General features: G+C 67.4%; 16 protein-coding genes. 1 reads left to right on the forward strand and 15 read right to left on the reverse strand.

Annotated elements, in window-relative coordinates:
• Window positions 1-108 precede the first annotated feature (108 nt).
• From murC to thpD, 4 genes are all read right to left on the reverse strand, one after another.
• Window positions 109-1,515, reverse strand: a complete 1,407-nt coding sequence (gene murC / locus ACO07J_RS12195) for a UDP-N-acetylmuramate--L-alanine ligase (RefSeq protein ID WP_422029197.1) — start codon at window positions 1,513-1,515, stop codon at window positions 109-111.
• Window positions 1,512-2,618 carry an undecaprenyldiphospho-muramoylpentapeptide beta-N-acetylglucosaminyltransferase gene (gene murG, locus ACO07J_RS12200; RefSeq protein WP_422029199.1) on the reverse strand — a complete coding sequence of 369 codons (1,107 nt, stop codon included), beginning with the start codon at window positions 2,616-2,618 and terminating at the stop codon, window positions 1,512-1,514. The genes murC and murG overlap by 4 nt, the downstream gene beginning before the upstream one ends.
• Window positions 2,619-2,675: 57 nt before the next feature.
• The gene (gene ftsW / locus ACO07J_RS12205; protein WP_422029201.1) at window positions 2,676-3,842 is read right to left on the reverse strand and encodes a putative lipid II flippase FtsW; all 1,167 of its coding nucleotides are present in this window, start codon (window positions 3,840-3,842) and stop codon (window positions 2,676-2,678) included.
• Between the two features lie 109 nt (window positions 3,843-3,951).
• A complete protein-coding gene (gene thpD / locus ACO07J_RS12210; protein ID WP_422029203.1) occupies window positions 3,952-4,896 on the reverse strand; it encodes an ectoine hydroxylase in 945 nt (314 codons plus the stop codon).
• Between the two features lie 154 nt (window positions 4,897-5,050).
• On the opposite strand from thpD, the gene ACO07J_RS12215 reads away from it, so the two are divergent.
• Window positions 5,051-6,232, forward strand: coding sequence for an NAD(P)/FAD-dependent oxidoreductase (locus ACO07J_RS12215; protein ID WP_422029205.1), 1,182 nt, complete (start codon window positions 5,051-5,053; stop codon window positions 6,230-6,232).
• 123 nt (window positions 6,233-6,355) lie between these two features.
• Here the strand turns inward: ACO07J_RS12215 and murD are convergent, their stop codons facing one another.
• The 11 genes from murD to ACO07J_RS12270 all read right to left on the reverse strand — a co-directional run bounded on the left by murD (window position 6,356) and on the right by ACO07J_RS12270 (window position 18,778).
• Window positions 6,356-7,753, reverse strand: a complete 1,398-nt coding sequence (murD, locus tag ACO07J_RS12220) for a UDP-N-acetylmuramoyl-L-alanine--D-glutamate ligase (protein ID WP_422029207.1) — start codon at window positions 7,751-7,753, stop codon at window positions 6,356-6,358.
• Between the two features lie 67 nt (window positions 7,754-7,820).
• On the reverse strand, window positions 7,821-8,225 hold the full coding sequence (locus ACO07J_RS12225) for an ACT domain-containing protein (RefSeq protein WP_422029209.1): 405 nt from the start codon (window positions 8,223-8,225) through the stop codon (window positions 7,821-7,823).
• Window positions 8,226-8,234: 9 nt separating this feature from the next.
• Entirely contained in the window at window positions 8,235-9,317 is a 1,083-nt protein-coding gene (gene mraY, locus ACO07J_RS12230) for a phospho-N-acetylmuramoyl-pentapeptide-transferase (RefSeq protein WP_422029211.1), read from the reverse strand.
• The gene (locus ACO07J_RS12235; RefSeq protein ID WP_422029213.1) at window positions 9,318-10,760 is read right to left on the reverse strand and encodes a UDP-N-acetylmuramoyl-tripeptide--D-alanyl-D-alanine ligase; all 1,443 of its coding nucleotides are present in this window, start codon (window positions 10,758-10,760) and stop codon (window positions 9,318-9,320) included.
• Window positions 10,757-12,256 carry a UDP-N-acetylmuramoyl-L-alanyl-D-glutamate--2,6-diaminopimelate ligase gene (locus ACO07J_RS12240; protein WP_422029215.1) on the reverse strand — a complete coding sequence of 500 codons (1,500 nt, stop codon included), beginning with the start codon at window positions 12,254-12,256 and terminating at the stop codon, window positions 10,757-10,759. The genes ACO07J_RS12235 and ACO07J_RS12240 overlap by 4 nt, the downstream gene beginning before the upstream one ends.
• Window positions 12,257-12,272: 16 nt before the next feature.
• Entirely contained in the window at window positions 12,273-14,057 is a 1,785-nt protein-coding gene (locus ACO07J_RS12245) for a peptidoglycan D,D-transpeptidase FtsI family protein (protein WP_422029217.1), read from the reverse strand.
• Window positions 14,054-14,398: a cell division protein FtsL gene (ftsL, locus tag ACO07J_RS12250; RefSeq protein ID WP_422029219.1), complete on the reverse strand. Its 345-nt coding sequence runs from the start codon at window positions 14,396-14,398 to the stop codon at window positions 14,054-14,056. Before ftsL ends, ACO07J_RS12245 begins: the two co-directional genes overlap by 4 nt.
• Window positions 14,398-15,390: a 16S rRNA (cytosine(1402)-N(4))-methyltransferase RsmH gene (gene rsmH / locus ACO07J_RS12255; RefSeq protein ID WP_422029221.1), complete on the reverse strand. Its 993-nt coding sequence runs from the start codon at window positions 15,388-15,390 to the stop codon at window positions 14,398-14,400. The genes ftsL and rsmH overlap by 1 nt, the downstream gene beginning before the upstream one ends.
• Before the next feature lie 3 nt (window positions 15,391-15,393).
• Window positions 15,394-15,897 carry a division/cell wall cluster transcriptional repressor MraZ gene (gene mraZ / locus ACO07J_RS12260; RefSeq protein ID WP_422029223.1) on the reverse strand — a complete coding sequence of 168 codons (504 nt, stop codon included), beginning with the start codon at window positions 15,895-15,897 and terminating at the stop codon, window positions 15,394-15,396.
• A gap of 680 nt (window positions 15,898-16,577) precedes the next feature.
• A complete protein-coding gene (gene acuI / locus ACO07J_RS12265; RefSeq protein ID WP_422029225.1) occupies window positions 16,578-17,567 on the reverse strand; it encodes an acryloyl-CoA reductase in 990 nt (329 codons plus the stop codon).
• 101 nt (window positions 17,568-17,668) lie between these two features.
• Window positions 17,669-18,778, reverse strand: a complete 1,110-nt coding sequence (locus tag ACO07J_RS12270) for a dimethylsulfoniopropionate demethylase (protein WP_422029227.1) — start codon at window positions 18,776-18,778, stop codon at window positions 17,669-17,671.

Here is an 18,778-nt window from a genome sequence, read left to right on the forward strand (position 1 = left end):
AATTTTGCAAAATTCCGGGTCCCGCCCGGTCACAGGCTGTCTCGCGGCCCCGGAAAACCCCGGTTCTCCGGATCGGAATTTTCGAAAATTCCGACGCCGCCCGCTCCATCAGCCCGCCTTCCGCTGCAACCGGCCCGGCAGGCCGTTGGCCCAGCCACTGATCGTCCCGGCGCCGAGGCAGACCACCATGTCCCCCGGCCCCGCCTGTTCCCGCACCAGCCGCTCTAGGTCGTCTTCGTCCCGGATCGCACGCGCATGCCGGTGCCCGTGCCGGATCAGCCCGGCGACAAGGTCGTCGCGGCTCGCCCCCGGAATCGGGTCCTCGCCCGCGGCATACACGTCGGCAATCGCCACCACGTCGGCATCGTTGAAACAGGCGCAGAAATCGTCGAACAGGCTCGACAGCCGCGAATAACGGTGCGGCTGGTGCACCGCGATCACGCGGCCCGAACAGGCCTGCCGCGCCGCCTTCAGCACGGCGGCAATCTCGACCGGGTGATGGCCGTAATCGTCGATGATGGCCACGCCATCCACCTCGCCCACCCGGGTGAACCGCCGGTTGACCCCGCCGAAATTCGCCAGCGCCTCGCGGATCTCGCTCCGCTTCATGCCAAGGTGCCGCGCCACGGCCACCGCCGACAGCGCGTTCGACACGTTGTGATCGCCCGGCATCGGCAGGGTGCAGCCCTCGATCATCCCGCCCTCGCCCTGCAGCGCGATATCGAAATGCGCCACGCCGGCTTCGTATCTGAGGTTCACCGCCCGCACATCGGCCTGCGCGTTGAACCCGAAGGTCACGACCCGCCTATCGGTGATCCGGCCCACCAGCGCCTGCACCTCCGGATGATCGGTGCAGCACACGGCCAGCCCGTAGAAGGGAATATTGCTGACGAAATCGTAGAACCCCTGCCGCAGCGTCTCGAAATCACCCCAGTGATCCATGTGCTCGGGGTCGATATTTGTGACGATCGCGATCGTGGCGGGCAGCCGGTTGAACGTCCCGTCACTCTCGTCGGCCTCGACCACCATCCACTCGCCGTCGCCCACCCGGGCGTTGCTGCCATAGGCGTGGATGATCCCGCCATTGATCACCGTCGGGTCGAACTTGCCATGATCCAGCAGCGCGGCGACCATCGTCGTGGTCGTCGTCTTGCCGTGGGTGCCGCCCACCGCGACGTTCGATTTCAGCCGCATCAGCTCGGCCAGCATCTCGGCGCGGCGCACCACCGGCAGGCCCCGCACCCGCGCCTCGAGCAGTTCCGGATTGTCCGGCTTGATCGCCGACGAGATCACCACCACCTCGGCATCCTCGAGGTTCTCGGCCCGCTGCCCCTCGAACACCATCGCGCCCAGCTCGGTCAGCCGCTCGGTGATCTTCGAGCTCTTCAGGTCCGAGCCCTGCACCACGTAACCATGGTTCAGAAGCACCTCGGCGATGCCCGACATCCCGATCCCGCCGATACCCACGAAATGGATCGGCCCGACATCGCCGGGAAGCTTGGTGGCTGCATTCATGTCTTTCGTCCTTTCTCGGCCAGCGCCACGACCATGTCGGCCAGGTCGTTCGGCGCATCCGGCTTGCCCACGCTCAGCGCGGCCTGCGACATCTGGAGCGCGCCCTCGGGATTGGTCAGGATGCTCTCGATCTGCTCGGCCAGCACCTCGACACCCAGTTTCGATTCCGGGATCACCACCGCCGCCCCGGCCTGCGCCAGCCCGCGGGCATTGGCGTTCTGGTGATCGGCCGCGGCATACGGATAGGGGATCAGGATCGACGGCCGCCCGATGATGCTGATATCCGCCACCGAAGAGGCGCCGGCGCGGCTGATCACCAGCTGCGCCTCGCTCATCCGGCGCGGCACGTCGCGGAAGAACGGCTCGACATCCGCGTCGATCCCGTTCTCGGCATAGAAACTCGCCACCCGCTCGCCATCCTCCTCGCGGGCCTGGTGGCTGACGCGCACGTTCCGCAAAAGCTCCATCGGCAGGCTGGCAATCGCGGGCGGCACCACGTCCGAAAGGGCCCGTGCGCCCTGGCTGCCGCCGATGACCAGCACCGACATCGGGTAATCGCCCGGCGGAATATACCCCGCGCCCTCCCGCTCCAGCACGGCGGCGCGCACCGGGTTGCCCACATGCACGCCCTCCACCCCCTCGGGAAGCTCGGTTGGCCACGTGCCACAGGCCACGGCATCCACTTTCTTCGAAAAGATCCGGTTCACCCGGCCCAGCACCCCGTTCTGCTCGTGGATCATCCGCGGCAGCCGCAGCACCCAGGCCGCCGACAGCGCCGGGATCGTCGGATACCCGCCGAACCCCACCACGATGTCGGGCTTGTCGCGCATCATCCGCAGGCTCGCGCCGATCACCCCGCCGAGGACGTGGAACGGCACCAGAAGCTTGTTCAGGATTCCACCCCGGGCAAAGGTGGAACTGGCCACCTGCTCGATCTCGGTCGAATGCGGGAACCCGCCGACATAGCGCGCCCCGCGCGCATCCGTCGACAGCTTCACCCGCCAGCCCCGGCGCAGCATCACCTCGGCCAGCGCCTGCGCGGGGAACATGTGCCCGCCGGTGCCGCCCGCCGCGATGACCAGTAAAGGCTTGCGTTCACTCACTGCCAGTGACCTTTCCATCCTAGGGCACGTGCTTGTCGCACGTTTCCACCCGGCTTTCTACCGCCCGCGGCCCCGCAGGATATCGCGGATCTCGCCCTGCGGCCGGTTGCGGGTAAAGGCAAACAGCATCCCGACCGCGATTCCGCCGGCGATCAACGACGAGCCACCGTAGCTCACGAAAGGCAGCGTCATGCCCTTCGCCGGCAAAAGCCGCACCGCCACGCCGATATTGATCATCGCCTGCACGCCGAACATCGCCACCAGCCCGGTTCCGGCCAGCCGGATGAACGGGTCGCGCTCCCGCATCAGCCGCAACAGCGACCGCAGGACGATCAGCGTGTAAAGCGCGATGATGCACAGGACAAGGACCAGCCCGTATTCCTCGGCGGCCACCGCGATGATGAAGTCGGTATGCGCGTCCGGCAGGCTCCACTTCACTTCGCCCTCGCCCACGCCCACGCCAAAGAACCCGCCCTCGCGGATGGCGTTGGTGGCAAAGCCGAGCTGGGTGTTGGGGTCGACATCGGGGCTCAGGAACCCGTCGATCCGGCGCGCGAAGTGCTCCGAGTTGGAATAGGCGAAGCTGCCCACCGCCACGACACAGGCGGCCATGCCGACAAGCAGCACGATCGGCGCGCCGGCCACGAAATACATCACGCCCCAGCCGAACAGCACAAGGCAGGCCTGCCCGAAATCGGGCTGCATCGCCAGGAAAGCGACGATCACCAGCGCGATCAGGAAGGACCAGCTCTTGCCCGGCGGCCCGTTGATTTCCTGGCTCGCGGCCATCAGCCACGCGGCCACCACCACGAAACCGGGCTTGAGGAATTCCGAAGGCTGCAGACTGCCGAACCCGATCGAGTACCAGCGCACCGCGCCCTTGCCGAAATCCGTGCCGAAGACCGGCAGCATCGCCAGCGCCGCGAAGGCCAGCACGAACCCGATCACCGCCAGCCGCCGGACAAGCTGCGGCGTCATCATCGAGGTGATGAACATCGCCACCAGCGCGGCGAAGCCGAAGATCGCCTGCCGCTCGACATAGTGGAAGGGCTGGAAGCCGTTCTTCTCGGCCAGCGGCGGCGACGCCGCGAGCCCCAGAAGGATACCGATGCTGAACAGGATAAGGATGCAGGACATCGACCACTTGTCGATCGTCCGCCACCACCTGGGAAGTACCGGGTCGCCATCCCGTACCGGGACGGCCCCATAGACCATTTCCGTCATGACACTGCCGCTCTGCCTTTGACCGGCCCCTCTTTCAACGGGGGCTCTTCGGGCAGTCTAGCAGCAGTTCGCCCCGGTGGGAAGCATTCTCACCCCCACCGGGCTGCGTTTACCCGTCCAGGCGGCCCTGAACCGGGCTGATCGCCTCCGGCACCTCGCGGTTGGCAAGGAAATCCGGCCGCGCATTGCCGGCGGCATAGGGCTCCTTCAGCGCGTTCGACATCGCGTTGTAGACGAAGAACGCGTTGGCGCGCGGATCGGGCGTGATGTTCCCGTTCGAGCCGTGCAGCGTGTTGCACTCGAAGAAGATCACCGTGCCGGTCGCCCCCTCCGCCGAGGTGATGCCCCCGGCCTGCCGGGCCAGCCGTTCGATCGTCGTCGGCTGCGGCACACCCACCTTCTGCTCCTTGAGCGAGGTCTCGTGGTTGTCCTCCGGCGTCTCGCCGGCGCAACTGATGAACACACCCTGCGAGCCGGGCACCAGCAGAAGCGGCCCGTTATGCGGCCCGTTCGGCGTCAGCAGAACCGAGGCCGACACCGCCCGCATCCGGGGCATCCCGTCCTCGGCGTGCCAGGTCTCGAAATCCGAGTGCCAGTAAAACTCCTTGCCGGCAAAGCCCGGCTTGTAGTTCAGGCGCGACTGGTGAAGGTAGACCCGATCGCCCAGAAGGAACTCGGCCACTCCAGCCAGCCGCGTGTCGCAGGCCAGTCGGCGGAATGCCTTGGAATGACGATCGAGGCGGAAGACCGTGCGCACCGCATCGCTGTCCGGCTCGCGGATCAGGTCGTCGTCGGGAATGCCCGCACCGCCGTTCCGCAGCTCGTCCGCGGTATCGGTGAGCATTTTCAGCTCGTCCTCGTCGAACATGTCGCGGCGGATCAGGAAGCCATTCTCGGCATAATGCCCCGCCTCGTCCTTGGCGATCGGTGCGTCCTCGGTCCACTCCGACCACAGGACCGGGTCCTTGCGCGGCACCAGGGTTTCCTTGCCCGGCACCCGTGTGCGATACTCGTCCTGTGCCGTCAGCGCGTCAGGTCGTGTCTGGATATTCATGGTGACGCCTCCTTTGTCTTGCGTTGTGCATAGAGAACGGCAGCAGGCGCTCAGTGTTCCAGATTCGGCGCCCTGACGCGGCGGAAATCACTGTACGATATCCGACACAAATCAAATACTTGACGGCTCCGACCGGCTCAGGCAGGTGGCTGGAATGGACGTCGGAACCCTGATCCTCGGCGCCGGCGCGGCCGGCATGATGTGCGCGGCCCACGCGGGCCCCGGCACCCTGCTGATCGACCACGCGAAAAACCCCGGCGAGAAGATCCGCATCTCCGGCGGCGGCCGCTGCAATTTCACCAACCTCCACGCCGGCCCCGATAATTTCCTCTCCGCCAACCCGCATTTCTGCAAATCCGCCCTCTCCCGCTACACCCAGTGGGATTTCCTCGATCTCGTCGCCCGCCACGGCATCACCTGGCATGAAAAGACCCTGGGCCAGCTCTTCTGCGACGGCAAATCGCCCCAGATCATTGCCATGCTGCGCGACGAGCTGTCCGCCGCCGGCGCCGATCTCTGGCTGCGGACCTCCGTCGCCGGCGTCTCCCATGACGGCACCGATTTCCGCGTCGCCCTCGACCGCGAGGGCCAGCGCCTCTCGATCCGCGCCCGCAACCTGGTGCTCGCTTCCGGCGGCAAGTCGATCCCGGCCATGGGCGCCACCGGGCTGGCCTACGACGTCGCCCGCCAGTTCGGCCACGACGTGACCGAAACCCGCCCCGCCCTCGTGCCGCTGACCTTCTCCGACAAGCGCTTCGCCCCGCTCTCCGGCACCTCGGCGCCCGGCCGCGCCACCTGCAACGGCACCGCCTTCGACGAGGCGATCCTCTTCACCCATCGCGGCCTCTCCGGCCCCGCCATCCTGCAAATTTCTTCCTACTGGCGCGAAGGGGACGAGATCATCCTCGACCTCGACCCCGCCGGCACCCTCTTAGAAACCCTCCGCGACCAGCGCCAGCGCGAGGGCCGCCGCAATCTCACCACCGAGTTTGCCCGCCACCTCCCCGCCCGGCTGGTCGAGCACCTGGCACCAGACCTGACCCTCACCGGCAACCTCGCCGACCAATCCGATATGCGCCTGACCCAGATCACCGAGGCCCTGCGCAACTGGCGCCTGAAACCCACAGGCTCCGAAGGCTACCGCACCGCCGAGGTCACCCTGGGCGGCATCGACACCGCCGGCCTTTCCTCCAAGACCATGATGTCCTCCCACGTCCCCGGCCTCTACATCATCGGCGAGGCGGTCGACGTCACCGGCTGGCTCGGCGGCTACAATTTCCAATGGGCCTGGTCCTCCGGCTGGGCCGCCGGCCAGGCCATCCGCGCCCACGGCTGACAAGGCCCCACGCGCCCCGGCTTCTTCTTGGCCCAAATATCCCCGCCGGAGGCGTCCGACAGCGCGGCCCGGCGCCATCCGCAAGGACAACGCGCCACCCCGACACCCGACACGCCTTCCGCGCTACAGCCGCGCCTGCACCTCGGCGATGAAATCCTCGCCGCGCTTCTCGAAATTGTCGTACTGGTCGAAGCTCGCCGCCGCCGGCGCCAGCAGAATCGTCTCCCCCGGCTCGGCCTCGGCCATCGCCTGCGCCACCGCGGCCGCCATCGTGGTGCAGACCTCCGCGCTCACACCCTCGAGCTGCATGGCGAACTCCGCCGCTTCCCGCCCGATGACATAGGCCTTCACCACGTTCGCAAGCCCCGGCTTCAGCCCGGCCAGCCCGCCTTCCTTCTCCAGCCCGCCACAGATCCAGCGGATGCGCGAGAACGCCTCCAGCGCCTTGACGGCCGCATCGACATTCGTCGCCTTGCTGTCATTGACGAAGGTCACGCCATCCTTCTCGGCAATCACCTGGCTGCGATGCGGCAGGCCCTCGAAACTGTGGAACCCCTGCTCGATCACCTTCGGCGACAGCCCCAGCGCCCGGCACGCCGCATAGGCGGCACAGGCATTCTGATGATTGTGCCGCCCCGGCAGCCCCTTCACCGGCCGCAGGTCGATCGACCCCGTCTGCTTGCCCTTCCGGTACTCGCTCAGGTAACCCTTCTTCGCGAAAACCGACCATCCCGGCCCCGACAGCTTGCCCTCGACCGACACCCGGATCACCCGCGCATCGTCCGGCCCTTCCGCCAACTGCCCGGCCAGGAACAACCCCTCCGGCTCGTCCACGCCAATCACCGCCCGGTCCGGCCCACCCTCGGCAAACAACCTCCGCTTGGCCGCGAAATAGCCGCCCAGCCCCCCGTGCCGGTCAAGGTGATCCGGCGTCAGGTTGGTGAACACCGCCACGTCCGGCGTCAGCGCACGGGCCAGCTCCGTCTGGTACGAGCTCAGCTCCAGCACCACCACGCCGCCATCCCCCGGCGGGTCGATATCCAGCACCCCCCGCCCGATATTCCCGGCCAGCTGCGCGGGCTTGCCCGCATGCTCCAGCACGTGATGGATCAGCGCCGAGGTCGTCGATTTCCCGTTGCTCCCCGTCACCGCCACCACCTTCGGCGGGTCGTCGAAGTCGGCCCATTTCTCGGTGCCCAGCGACAGGAAGAACAACCCGATATCGTTGTCCACCGGCACCCCGGCGCGCAGCGCATTGGCCACCACCTTGTTCGGGCCCGGATAGAGGTGTGGAATGCCCGGCGACACGATCAGCCTTGCCACCGCGTCGAACGCCCCCTCTCGCGACAGGTCGGCCACGTCGAACCCCTCGGTCTCGGCCATCTCCCTTGCGGCCGGATTGTCGTCCCAGCAGACCGGGTGCGCCCCGCCCGCCCGCAACGCGCGCGCCGCCGACAGCCCCGACCGCCCCAGCCCGAGGATACCAACCCGCGCGTTCTCGAAACCCGTCACTGGGATCATCTCGCCTCACCCTTCCACATTGCCGCAAGGTGGGTGCCAACCCGCCAACCGCCGCCATCCAACCGGCTCATCCGTCCATCTCCCCACGCGCCAGCCGCCGGAGAACCTCCAGCGCCCGCGGCGCCTGCGCCACCGGCACGAAGACGTGGTCGTGGTGATAGCCCGCCACCATGTTGCAGGGAATGCCCTCCCCCGCCAGTGCCGTCGCCACCGCCGCCGTCAGGCCCACCCCGTCCAGCGCCGAATGCACCGTCAGCGTGATCCGCGCCATCGGCAGGTCGGTGGCAAAGCCAAGCGCGCTGGCCTCCGCCTCCGTCAGGATCAGCGACGTCCCCTCCGCCTCGGCAAAGCTCGCCAGCGCCTTCGGGCGCGCCCGCGCCGCCAGCTCCGTATCCGTTGTCGTACAGAAATGCCAGGTCGCGCCATCGGCCACGGGCGCCATCCCGGCGATCATCGCCGCGGTGTCGCGCACCGCCACGGCTCACCGGACCTTCAGCGTAGCCAGCCCGATCATCGCCAGGATCAGCGCGATGATCCAGAATCGGATCACGATGGTCGGCTCGGCCCAGCCCTTCTTCTCGTAATGGTGATGGATCGGCGCCATCAGGAACACCCGCTTGCCGGTGCGCTTGAAATAGATCACCTGGATGATCACGCTCAGCGCCTCGACCACGAAGAGGCCGCCGACGATGCCCAGCACGATCTCGTGCTTGGTCACCACCGCGATCGCCCCCAGCGCCCCGCCCAGGGCCAGCGAGCCGGTATCGCCCATGAACACGGCCGCCGGCGGCGCGTTGTACCACAGGAACCCCAGCCCCCCGCCGACAAGCCCCGCCACGAAGACAAGGATCTCGCCGGACCCGGGCACGTAATGCACCTCCAGGTATTCGGTGAAGTCGACCCGACCCACCGCGTAGGCGATGATCCCCAGCGCACCGGCCGCGATCATCACCGGCATGATCGCCAGCCCGTCCAGCCCGTCGGTCAGGTTCACGGCATTCGCCGCCCCCACCACCACGAACATCGCGAAGGGGATGAAGAAGACCCCGAGGTTCACCAGCAGGTCCTTGAAGAACGGCAGGGCCAGTTGATACTGCAACTCCGCCGGATGGTTCAGCGCGGCCCAATAGGCCGCGACCCCGGCAATGGCAAAGCCCAGCAACAGCCGCACCCGGCCCGGCACCCCCTTGGTGTTCTGCTTGGACACCTTCGAATAGTCGTCCCAGAACCCGATCAGCCCGAAGGCCAGCGTCACGAACAGCACCATCCACACATAGGCATTGTCGAGCCTGGCCCACAGAAGCGAGGAGGTCATCAACGCCCCGACGATCAGAAGCCCGCCCATGGTCGGCGTGCCCGACTTGGTGATATGCCCCTCGGGCCCGTCCGTCCGGATGGGCTGGCCCTTGCCCTGCCGCTTGCGCAGCACAAGGATCAGCGGCCGCCCGAAGATGAACCCGAAGACAAGCGCGGTCATGAACGCCCCGCCCGACCGGAAGGTGATATACCGGAACAGGTTGAAGAAATCGCCGCCATCCGAAAACAGGGTCAGCCAGTACAGCATTCAGTCGTCCTCTTCTTCCCGCCGCAACGCCCGGCCCGCCTTGCGCAGCGCGTCGATCACAAGGCTCACGCGGCTGCCCTTCGATCCCTTGACCAGCACCACGTCGCCCGCATCGACCAGCCGGTGCGCCCGCTCGGCAAGCTTCTCGGCGTTGGCCACACAATGACCGCGCTGATCCTCCGGCAAGGCCTCCCACAGGGCCTTCATCCGTTCGCCGACGCAATGCACCTCGTCTATATCGCGCATCTGCGGCAGGTCCGCCAGCGCGGCGTGCAGCGCCATCTCGCCCTCGCCCAGCTCCAGCATGTCACCCAAGATGGCGATCCGCCGGCCCTTGGCGATCCGCCCGATATCGTTGCGCGGCTTCGCCGCCGCCAGCATGTCGAGCGAGGCCGCCATCGACGCCGGATTGGCATTGAAGGCATCGTCGATCAGGTCCAGCGTCCAGGTCTCGTCCCCACTGTCGAGCTGCAGCACGTCCCGCGTGCCCCGCCCCGACGGCGGATGCCAGCGCGCCAGGTCGGTGATCGCCACCCCCCGGTCCGCGCCAAGCTGCCAGACCGCGGCCAGCACACCCAGTGCGTTCTCGGCAAAATGCCGTCCCGCCACCCCGACCTTGAACACCACCGGCGTGCGCCAAATCCTTGCATGGGCCACGGTCACCCGCTCGTGCAACTCCGTGCTCAGCAGGCGATGATGGTTGCCCGGCGCCGTTCCGAACGTCACGACCTTGCCGGCATGGCGCTCCGCCGCCTCCAGCAGGATCGGCGTCGTCGCCAGGTCCCCCTTCAGCACCGCCACGCCGCCCGGTTCCAGCCCCTCGAAGATCGTGGCCTTCTCCCGCGCGATCCCCTCGATCGACTCGAACGCCTCCAGATGCGCCGGCGCCACCGTGGTGATCATCGCCACGTGCGGCCGCGCCATCCGCGCCAGCGGGGCGATCTCCCCGGGATGGTTCATGCCGATCTCGATCACGGCGAACCTCGCCTCCCGCGGCAGCCGCGCCAGCGTCAGCGGCACACCCCAGTGGTTGTTGTAGCTGGCCTCCGCCGCATGGGTGGCGCCCTGCGCTAAAAGCACATGCCGCAGCATCTCCTTGGTCGAGGTCTTGCCGACCGAGCCGGTCACCGCCACGACCCGCGCCTGCGCCCTGTCACGCCCCGCGCGCCCCAGCGCCTCCAGCGCCGCCTGCACGTCATCCACGATCAAAAGCGGCGCATCCTCGGCCACGCCCTCCGGCACATGCGTGACCATCGCCGCCGCCGCGCCGGCCTCGAGCGCCGCCTGCACGAAATCATGCCCGTCCCGCGCGGCCTTCAGCGCCACGAACAGATCACCCGGCAGCAACGTCCGCGTGTCGATCGACACGCCCGTCGCCCGCCAGTCCCCGATCGCCTGCCCGCCAGTGGCGTCAACCGCCTCTGCCGCCGTCCACAGGGTCATGCCAGCCCGCCGTCAAGCGCCGCCACGGCCACGCTCGCCTGCTCGCTGTCGTCGAAGGGAAAGATGTTGTCGCCCACGATCTGCCCGGTCTCGTGCCCCTTGCCGGTGATCAGCAGCGCATCGCCCGGCCCCAGCGCATCGACACCCCGCAGGATCGCCTCCGCCCGGTCGCCCACTTCCAGCGCCTCCGGACAGCCCAGCATCACCGCCGCACGAATCGCCGCCGGGTCTTCGCTCCTCGGGTTGTCGTCGGTGACGATCACCAGGTCGGCATGTTCCGCCGCCGCCTGCCCCATCAGTGGGCGCTTGGTCCGGTCACGGTCACCGCCCGCACCCACGATCACCAGCAGCCGGCCCATCACATGCGGCCTGAGCGCCTTGATCGCCGTCTCCACCGCGCCGGGCGTATGGGCGTAATCCACGAAGACCGACGCCCCGTTCACCCGCCGCGCGGCAAGCTGCATCCGGCCCCGCACCGTCTCCATCCGCGGCAGCGTGTCGAACACCTGGTCCGGGTCGGCGCCCGCTCCGATCGCCAGCCCGGCGGCCAGCAGCACGTTCTCCGACTGGAAGCCACCGATCAGGCCCAGCTCCGCCTGCCCCACGCGGCCATGCCACTGGAACCGCAGCACCTGCCCCGTCGGCGCGAAACTCCGCGCGATAATGTGCAGGTCGGCCCCGTCGCGCCGCCCGACGCTCAGGACCTCCTGCCCCCGCGACCGCGCCACCGCGGCCATGTCCCGGCCACGCGGATCGTCGACATTGATCACCGCCACGCCGTCCTCCGACAGAACGCGCGTGAACAGCCCCGCCTTGGCGTTGAAATAGTCATCCAGATCAGTGTGATAGTCGAGGTGATCCTGCGTCAGGTTGGTAAACCCCGCCGCCGCGATCCGCACCCCGTCCAGCCGCCGCTGCGCCAGCCCGTGGCTCGACGCCTCCATCGCCGCATGGGTCACCCCGGCGGCCTCGCTCTCGGCCAGCACCCGGTGCAACGTGATCGGCTCCGGCGTGGTGTGCTTCAGCGGCACCTCGTAGGCGCCCTCGACACCCGTCGTGCCGATGCTCACCGCCTCGAATCCCAGCGCCGCCCAGATCTGCCGCGTGAAGCTCGCCACCGATGTCTTGCCGTTCGTCCCGGTGACGGCCACCACCGTCTCGGGCTGCGCCCCGAACCACAGCGCGGCACAATAGGACAGCGCCTGCCGCGGGTCCTCGGTCACGATCAGCGCGGCCTCGCTCTCGGCCAGCTCCGCCTCGGCGATCCGCGCGCCCTCGGCATCGGTCAGCACCGCCGCCGCGCCCATCCGCAAGGCATAGGAAATGAACTCGCCCCCGTGCACCTTCGTGCCCGGCAACGCCGCGAACAGGAACCCGTCCTTCACCTCGCGGCTGTCCACCGCCAGCCCGGTGATCTCGGCCTTCCGGCCGCCCTGCGCCGTCAGGCCCAGTTCCGCCAATGATTTCCTCTGCCCCACCGATACTCGCCTCGTCATGCCGCCCGTCCCCGGACTAATTCGATGTCAGCGTTATACCAGCCAGTTCACCGGGTTCAATCTCGGGTCTGAGCCCCAGAAGCGGCGCGACGCGGCGTATGATCTCTGCGGCCACCGGCACGGCGGTCCAGCCGGCGGTGCGGCGCGGGATATCGCCCGAGGTTTCCACCGGCTCGTCCAGCGACACCACCAGCACGTATTTCGGATCATGCGCCGGAAACGCGCTCGCGAAGGTGGCGATCACCCGGTCCTCGTAATAGCCCCGGCCGTTCTCCTTCGGCTTGTCGGCTGTGCCGGTCTTGCCCGCCACCGCATAGCCCTGCACATCGCCCAGCGACGCCGTGCCCTCGCTGACCACCTTGCGCAGCATCGCCATCGACCTTGCCGCCGTCTGCTCCGACATCACCGCCGGGCCAAGCTGCCCCTTCGGCTGCCGCAGCAGCGTCGGCGTGACCTTGTGCCCGCCATTGGCGATCGTCGCATAGGCCGAGGCCAGGTGCAGCGGGCTCGCCGACAGCCCGTGCCCATAGGAAATCGTCATCGTCGACAGCTCCGACCACTTCGGCGGCAACAGCGGCTTGGCGCCCGCCGCCTCCACCAGCTCGACGCCGGTCGGATCGAAAAAGCCCAGCGATTTCAGGAACTCCTGCTGCCGCCCGGCGCCGATCATCTGCGCGATCCGCGCGGTGCCGATATTCGACGATTTCACGATCACCTTGGTCGCCGTCAACTGCGCGCCGTAATCGTGGAAATCCCGGATGCGGAACCGGCCCCATGTCAGCGGCCCGCGCGTGTCGACCATGGTCTCGGGGTTCACCAGCCCCAGCTCCAGCGCCTGCGCCACGGCGAATATCTTGAAGGTCGAGCCCAGCTCGTACACCCCCTGCACCGCCCGGTTGAACAGCGGGCTGTCCGAGGCATTGCCCTTGGTCGGCGGGCGCGGCCGGTCGTTGGGGTCGAAATCCGGCAGCGAAGCCAGCGTGATCAGCTCGCCCGTCTGCACATCCATCACGATGGCCGCGGCGCCCTTGGCGTTCATCAGCTTCATGCCGCCGAACAGCACCCGCTCCACCGCCGCCTGTACCGACAGGTCCAGCGACAGCGTCAGCGGCTCGTGCCCGTTCGCCGGGTCGCGCAGCTGCGCATCGTAGAATTTCTCGATCCCGGCCACGCCGATCACTTCCGCCGAATGGACCCCCTCGCGCCCGAAGCTCGCCCCGCCCAGCACATGCGCGGCCAGCTTGCCATTGGGGTAAAGCCGCATCTCCCGCGGCCCGAACAAAAGGCCCGGCTCGCCGATATCATGCACCGCCTGCTTCTGCTCGGGGCTCAGTTTCTTCTTGATCCAAAGGAACTTGCGCTTGCCGGTGAAATCCTTCACCAGCCGCTCCCGGTCCAGGTCGGGGAAGATCTTGACCAGCTCGTCGGCGGTCCGCTCCGGCTCGATCATCTGCTGCGGCTGGGCATACAGGCTGTGCGTCTCGAAATTCGTGGCCAGGATCCGGCCCTTCCGGTCGACGATATCGGCCCGCTGCGCCAGGATGTCGGCGCCCGCCACGCTGGTGCGCGGCTCGCTCGGCTCGGAATTGGCCAGCACACCCATCCGCCCGCCGATCACGGCAAAGGCGCACAGGAAGAACAGCCCCAGCACCAGAAGCCGGCCCTCGGCCCGGGTCCGCGCGCGGTCGCGCATCTCCTCGTTCCGGGCCCGGATGTTCTCGCGCTCGATCGCGTCGGGGTTCTCGCCCCGGTCACGCGCCTGAAGGATACGCGCCAGCGGGCGAAGCGGCGTGCGGATCATGGGTGCCCCTCCATGTTGATGACATCCACCGGGTTGGTGATCGGCAGCGGCTCCTGCTCGGGATACGACACCTGGTCGATCTTGCCGAACTGGTAGGGCTGCAGCGGCAAAAGCCCCAGCCGGTCGAAGTTGATCTCGGCCAGGTCCCGCAGCCGCTCCGGCCGGTTGAGATAGGCCCACTCGGCCCGCAGCATCCGCAGACGCTGGCGTTCCAGCCCGATCTGCTGCTGCAGATGCTCGGCCCGCGCCTGCGCCTCCTGCGTCTTGTAATTCTCGTGATAGGCCCAGAAGGCCAGCCCGATGACCGACAGCGCGGTGAGAACATAGAACAGGCTGCGCATCAAAATCCCCTCTTCAACTGCGGCATGCCAAGCGATTTGCGATCGGCCGGCGCGGGCGCCGCCCCGGTGCGCACCGCGACCCGCAGCTTGGCACTGCGCGACCGCGGGTTGACCGCCAGCTCGTCCTTGTCCGGCCCGATCGCCTTGCGATGCTTGACCGTGAACTGCGGCTCCCGCTCGGCCTCGGCCGGGGCATGGCGGCTGCCGCCCCCGCCGCTGTCCGATTTCAGCTGCAGGAAGCGCTTCACGATCCGGTCCTCGATCGAATGAAAGGTCACCACCGCCAGCTGCCCGCCCGGGCGCAGCACGCGCTCGGCGGCCTCCAGCCCGTCGACCAGCTCGGCATATTCATCATTCACGGCAATCCGCAAGGCCTGGAAGGTGCGCGTCGCCGGATGCGCCTGCCCCGGCTTGGGCCGCGGCAGGCTCCGCTCGCAGATATCCGCCAGCGCGGCGGTGGTCGTGATCGGCTCCACCTCCCGCGCCTTCACGATCGACCGCGCGATGCGCCGGCTCGCCCGCTCCTCGCCGTAAAGGAAAAGGATATCCGCCAGCGCCGTCTCTTCCGCGCCGTTCACCAGGTCCGCGGCACTCGGCCCCGCCTGGCTCATCCGCATATCCAGCGGGCCATCCTTCATGAAGGAAAACCCCCGCTCGGCCCGGTCCAACTGCATCGAGGAAACGCCGAGATCCAGCACCACGCCGTCCACGGCGTCGCCTGCCTCGTCCATATGCGAAAACGTCGTCTGCACCAGCTCGACCCGGTCGCCATACGCCCCGGCCCAGCCCTGCGCCATCTCCAGCGCCAGCGGATCGCGATCGATGCCGATGACCTTCTCCGCCCCGGCCTCCAGCAACCCGCGCGCATACCCGCCCGCGCCCAGCGTGCCATCGATCCAGACGCCCTCCACCGGCGCCACGGCATCCAGAAGCGGACGCAGAAGAACAGGGATATGCGGATCGGGACTGGCGGCTCTGGCAGCAGCAGCCATGCCTCACCCCCCTCGCGGCCCGTCGAGATAGACCAGCGGGTCGAAATCCTCGGGCAGCTCGTCCAGCCACGCCTCGGTCTTCGACAGCTCCTCTTCCTCGTAGGTTTCCGGTTTCCAGATCTGGAAGGTATCGCCCGCGGCGATGAAGAACGCCTTGTCGTCCAGCCCGATCTTCTTGCGCAGCTTCGCCGGCAGCACCAGCCGCCCGGTCTCGTCAACGCTCGTCGGGTGCGACTGGCCGTGAAACAGCCGTTGCAGCATCTTGCGCTCCATCGAGCCGCGCGGCAGCGCCTCGATCTGCTCGTCGACCTCGTTGATCGCCTCGATGGTATAGCATTCCAGGAATTTGCGGCGGTGGTCGCCGTAGACGATGACCAGCTCGGGGTTCAAGCCTTCGGTCCAGTTCGGGTCGGACGCTTCCAGCACACGCCGAAAAGAGGCCGGGATCGAAATCCGCCCCTTGGCGTCCACCTTGAAGGTGTCCTCACCTCTGAACCTGCGAACCACTGTCCCCTGGCCCTCTCGCACTCCCCCCGTTTTGAAAAAACCGACCCCTGAGAAACGAAACGGCGGATTGAGCTGCTGCCAGTGCCCAATCCGCCGCCCTCGTCCCGCTTAGCGGGTGTCCGACTGCGCGCGCCACCTGGGGGGATGTCTGCTCGCCCGCGCGCCGGATCTCTTGGTTCGATGAAAGCGGGTGCCTGTATGAAACCTGACTTGGGATTTTGTTTCGGGGTCTTTGTTGCGCCCCTTTGTTCCCGTCCTCATCGTGTTAAAAGGGATGCCATGGGAATTCATGGATAGCAACAACTTTTTTCGCCCAATCGCTACAGCATATTGATTTCAGACCCACCTCAAAACAACATAATGTGGTGAAATCGGGAGAAGTAATCCCTTCCCTAGATATTATTCCTCACAACCACACAATATATTGTGATCTCGACCCTTCGGCCAAATTTCCCCCAAATTCCCGAACTTTTTCGCAATTTCATGCCCAGCACCCCTGAATCCCATGCGAATCCACAGTGAACCAGCCCCAAATCGGCCATGAATCGCCCCTTTCCCATGGGTGATTCGGCAAAATCAAGCGCACTGTCCCCCGAATTCCCGTGACCGGCCCCACCCCCATTGAAAAACGGCCACCCGTTCCCACGGATGGCCGTCCAGATCGGCTATGAAAGGTCAGGTCAGGCGTTCACGTCCACCACCACACGCCCTTTCACCTGCCCTTTCAGGATATCGCGGCCCAGCCCCGGCAGGTCCGACAGGGTCGCCGCCTGCACCATCGCCTCCAGCTTGTCCATCGGCAGGTCCTTCGCGATCCGCTCCCACGCGCGCAGGCGGTTCTCGTAGGGCTGCATCACGCTGTCGATCCCCAGCAGGTTCACCCCCCGCAGGATGAACGGCGTGATCAGTGCCCCCTCGATCGCCGCGCCCCCGGCCAACCCGATCGCCGCGACCGAGCTGCCATATTCCATCTGCTTCAGCACCCGGCCCAGCATCGCGCCCGCCACGGCATCCACGCAGCCGCCCCAGGTCTCCGCCTCCAGCGGCTTCTTCGTGACCTCCGTCAGCTCCTCGCGCGGCACGATCCGGCTGGCGCCCAGCCCTTTCAGATAGTCTTCCTGCTCCGGCCGCCCGGTTACCGCCGCCACCTCATGCCCCAGCTTCGCCAGGATCGCCGTCGCCACGCTGCCCACGCCGCCCGCGGCCCCGGTCACCAGCACCGGCCCGCTCTTCAGCCCGTGATCCTCCAGCGCCATCACCGCCAGCATCGCGGTAAAGCCTGCGGTGCCCACCGCCATCGCCTGCCGCGTATCCAGCCCCTCGGGCAGCGGCACCAGCCAGTCGGCCTTCACCCGCGCCTTCTGGGCATAGCCGCCCCAATGCGCCTCGCCCACGCGCCAGCCGGTCAGCACCACCTTGTCGCCCGGCTTGTAGCGCTCATCCTCGCTCGCCTCGACCGTCCCGGCAAAGTCGATCCCCGGCACATGCGGATATTTCCGCACCAGACCACCGCCCGGCCCGATGCACAGCCCGTCCTTGTAGTTCACCGTGGAATACTCCACCGCCACCGTCACCTCGGCATGGGGCAGGTCATCCTCGCCGATCTGCCTGACCTCCGCGGATGTCTTGCCGCTCTCCTCGTCCTTCTCGACGACCAGTGCGTTGAACATGTCTCGCTCCTCTCGTTTCATCTTTCCAAAAATACTCCGGGGGAGGCGTCGGGTTTCCCGCGGAAATCCGACGTCGGGGGCAGAGCCCCCTTACCCCGCTCTCAGTTCCAGAACGCAGCCTGCACCTCGGCCTGCCGCACCCCGTCGGGCGTGTGCACCTCGACAACGTCGCCCGCATCCCAATGGGTCAGCCGCACCATGCCGATGGCCACGTTGGTCTCGAAATCCGGGCTCCATGCGGCGGAACTCACCCGCCCCACCGTCTTGCCGCCCGCCGTCACCGGCCACCACCTGTCGCAGGCGGGCACCTTCGGCCCCTCGATCGACAGCGCCCGGATCTGCTGCACCGGCCCCTCCTTGGCCACGCGCAGCAGCGCATCGCGCCCGATACACCCCACCGCCGATTGCGTATTGCAGAACCGGCCAAGCCCGCATTCATGCGGCGTGTTGTCGTCGGTCATGTCGTTGCCATAGCTCAACAGGCCACTCTCGATCCGCTCGATCAGGTTCGGACAGCCCGCATGCACGTCCAGGTCGGCCCCCGCCTCCATCAGCGCGTTCCAGAGCGGCATCCCGGCATCGCTGCCATCCAAGTAGATCTCGTACCCGCCCTGCTTGGAATAGCCCGAGCGCGCCACCACGTGACTCCGCCCCTGGAACTCCAGCGGCGCGAAGCGGAAGAACCGGATGTCCCGCACCGCCTCGCCGAACACCCGCGCCATCAGCTCCTCGGCCTTCGGCCCCTGCACCGCCAGCGGCGAGACATCGGGCTCGTCGATCAGCACATCCAGCCGCCAGCCCTGCGCCACGCCGTTCACCCAGTACAGCAGGTCGCTGTCGGCAATCGAGATCCAGAACCGGTCCTCCGCCAGCTTCACCGCCACCGGATCGTTCAGCATACCGCCCGTCTCGTCCACGATCGGCATGTAATAGCACTGCCCCGGCAGCATCCCCCGCAGATCCCGCGGCGTCAGCATCTGCATCAGCCGCCCGGCATCCGGCCCGCGCAGCTCCACCTGCCGCTCACAGGCCACGTCCCAGACCTGCACCGCTTCCTTCAGGTGATGGTAATCCTCCTCCACCGACCGGAACACCGTCGGCAAAAGCATGTGGTTGTAGACCGTGTAGGCGGTCACCCCCGCCGCCTCGACCCCCTCCGAGAAAGGCGTCCGGCGCAACCGGCGTGACGGCGACAAAAGCGGCGCAGCCAT

This window comes from Roseovarius sp., assembly GCF_965228755.1.
In the GTDB taxonomy this organism is placed as follows: domain Bacteria; phylum Pseudomonadota; class Alphaproteobacteria; order Rhodobacterales; family Rhodobacteraceae; genus Roseovarius.

Excerpts from the sequence above, each read along its gene's own strand:
- ACO07J_RS12215 (WP_422029205.1), top strand. The coding sequence starts at position 5,051 with ATGGACGTCGGAACCCTGATCCTCGGCGCCGGCGCGGCCGGCATGATG.
- ACO07J_RS12245 (WP_422029217.1), bottom strand. The coding sequence starts at position 14,057 with ATGATCCGCACGCCGCTTCGCCCGCTGGCGCGTATCCTTCAGGCGCGT.
- rsmH (WP_422029221.1), bottom strand. The coding sequence starts at position 15,390 with ATGGCTGCTGCTGCCAGAGCCGCCAGTCCCGATCCGCATATCCCTGTT.
- ftsL (WP_422029219.1), bottom strand. The coding sequence starts at position 14,398 with ATGCGCAGCCTGTTCTATGTTCTCACCGCGCTGTCGGTCATCGGGCTG.
- ACO07J_RS12240 (WP_422029215.1), bottom strand. The coding sequence starts at position 12,256 with ATGACGAGGCGAGTATCGGTGGGGCAGAGGAAATCATTGGCGGAACTG.
- acuI (WP_422029225.1), bottom strand. The coding sequence starts at position 17,567 with ATGTTCAACGCACTGGTCGTCGAGAAGGACGAGGAGAGCGGCAAGACA.
- mraY (WP_422029211.1), bottom strand. The coding sequence starts at position 9,317 with ATGCTGTACTGGCTGACCCTGTTTTCGGATGGCGGCGATTTCTTCAAC.
- ACO07J_RS12235 (WP_422029213.1), bottom strand. The coding sequence starts at position 10,760 with ATGACCCTGTGGACGGCGGCAGAGGCGGTTGACGCCACTGGCGGGCAG.
- ftsW (WP_422029201.1), bottom strand. The coding sequence starts at position 3,842 with ATGACGGAAATGGTCTATGGGGCCGTCCCGGTACGGGATGGCGACCCG.
- ACO07J_RS12270 (WP_422029227.1), bottom strand. The coding sequence starts at position 18,778 with ATGGCTGCGCCGCTTTTGTCGCCGTCACGCCGGTTGCGCCGGACGCCT.
- thpD (WP_422029203.1), bottom strand. The coding sequence starts at position 4,896 with ATGAATATCCAGACACGACCTGACGCGCTGACGGCACAGGACGAGTAT.
- murD (WP_422029207.1), bottom strand. The coding sequence starts at position 7,753 with ATGATCCCAGTGACGGGTTTCGAGAACGCGCGGGTTGGTATCCTCGGG.
- murC (WP_422029197.1), bottom strand. The coding sequence starts at position 1,515 with ATGAATGCAGCCACCAAGCTTCCCGGCGATGTCGGGCCGATCCATTTC.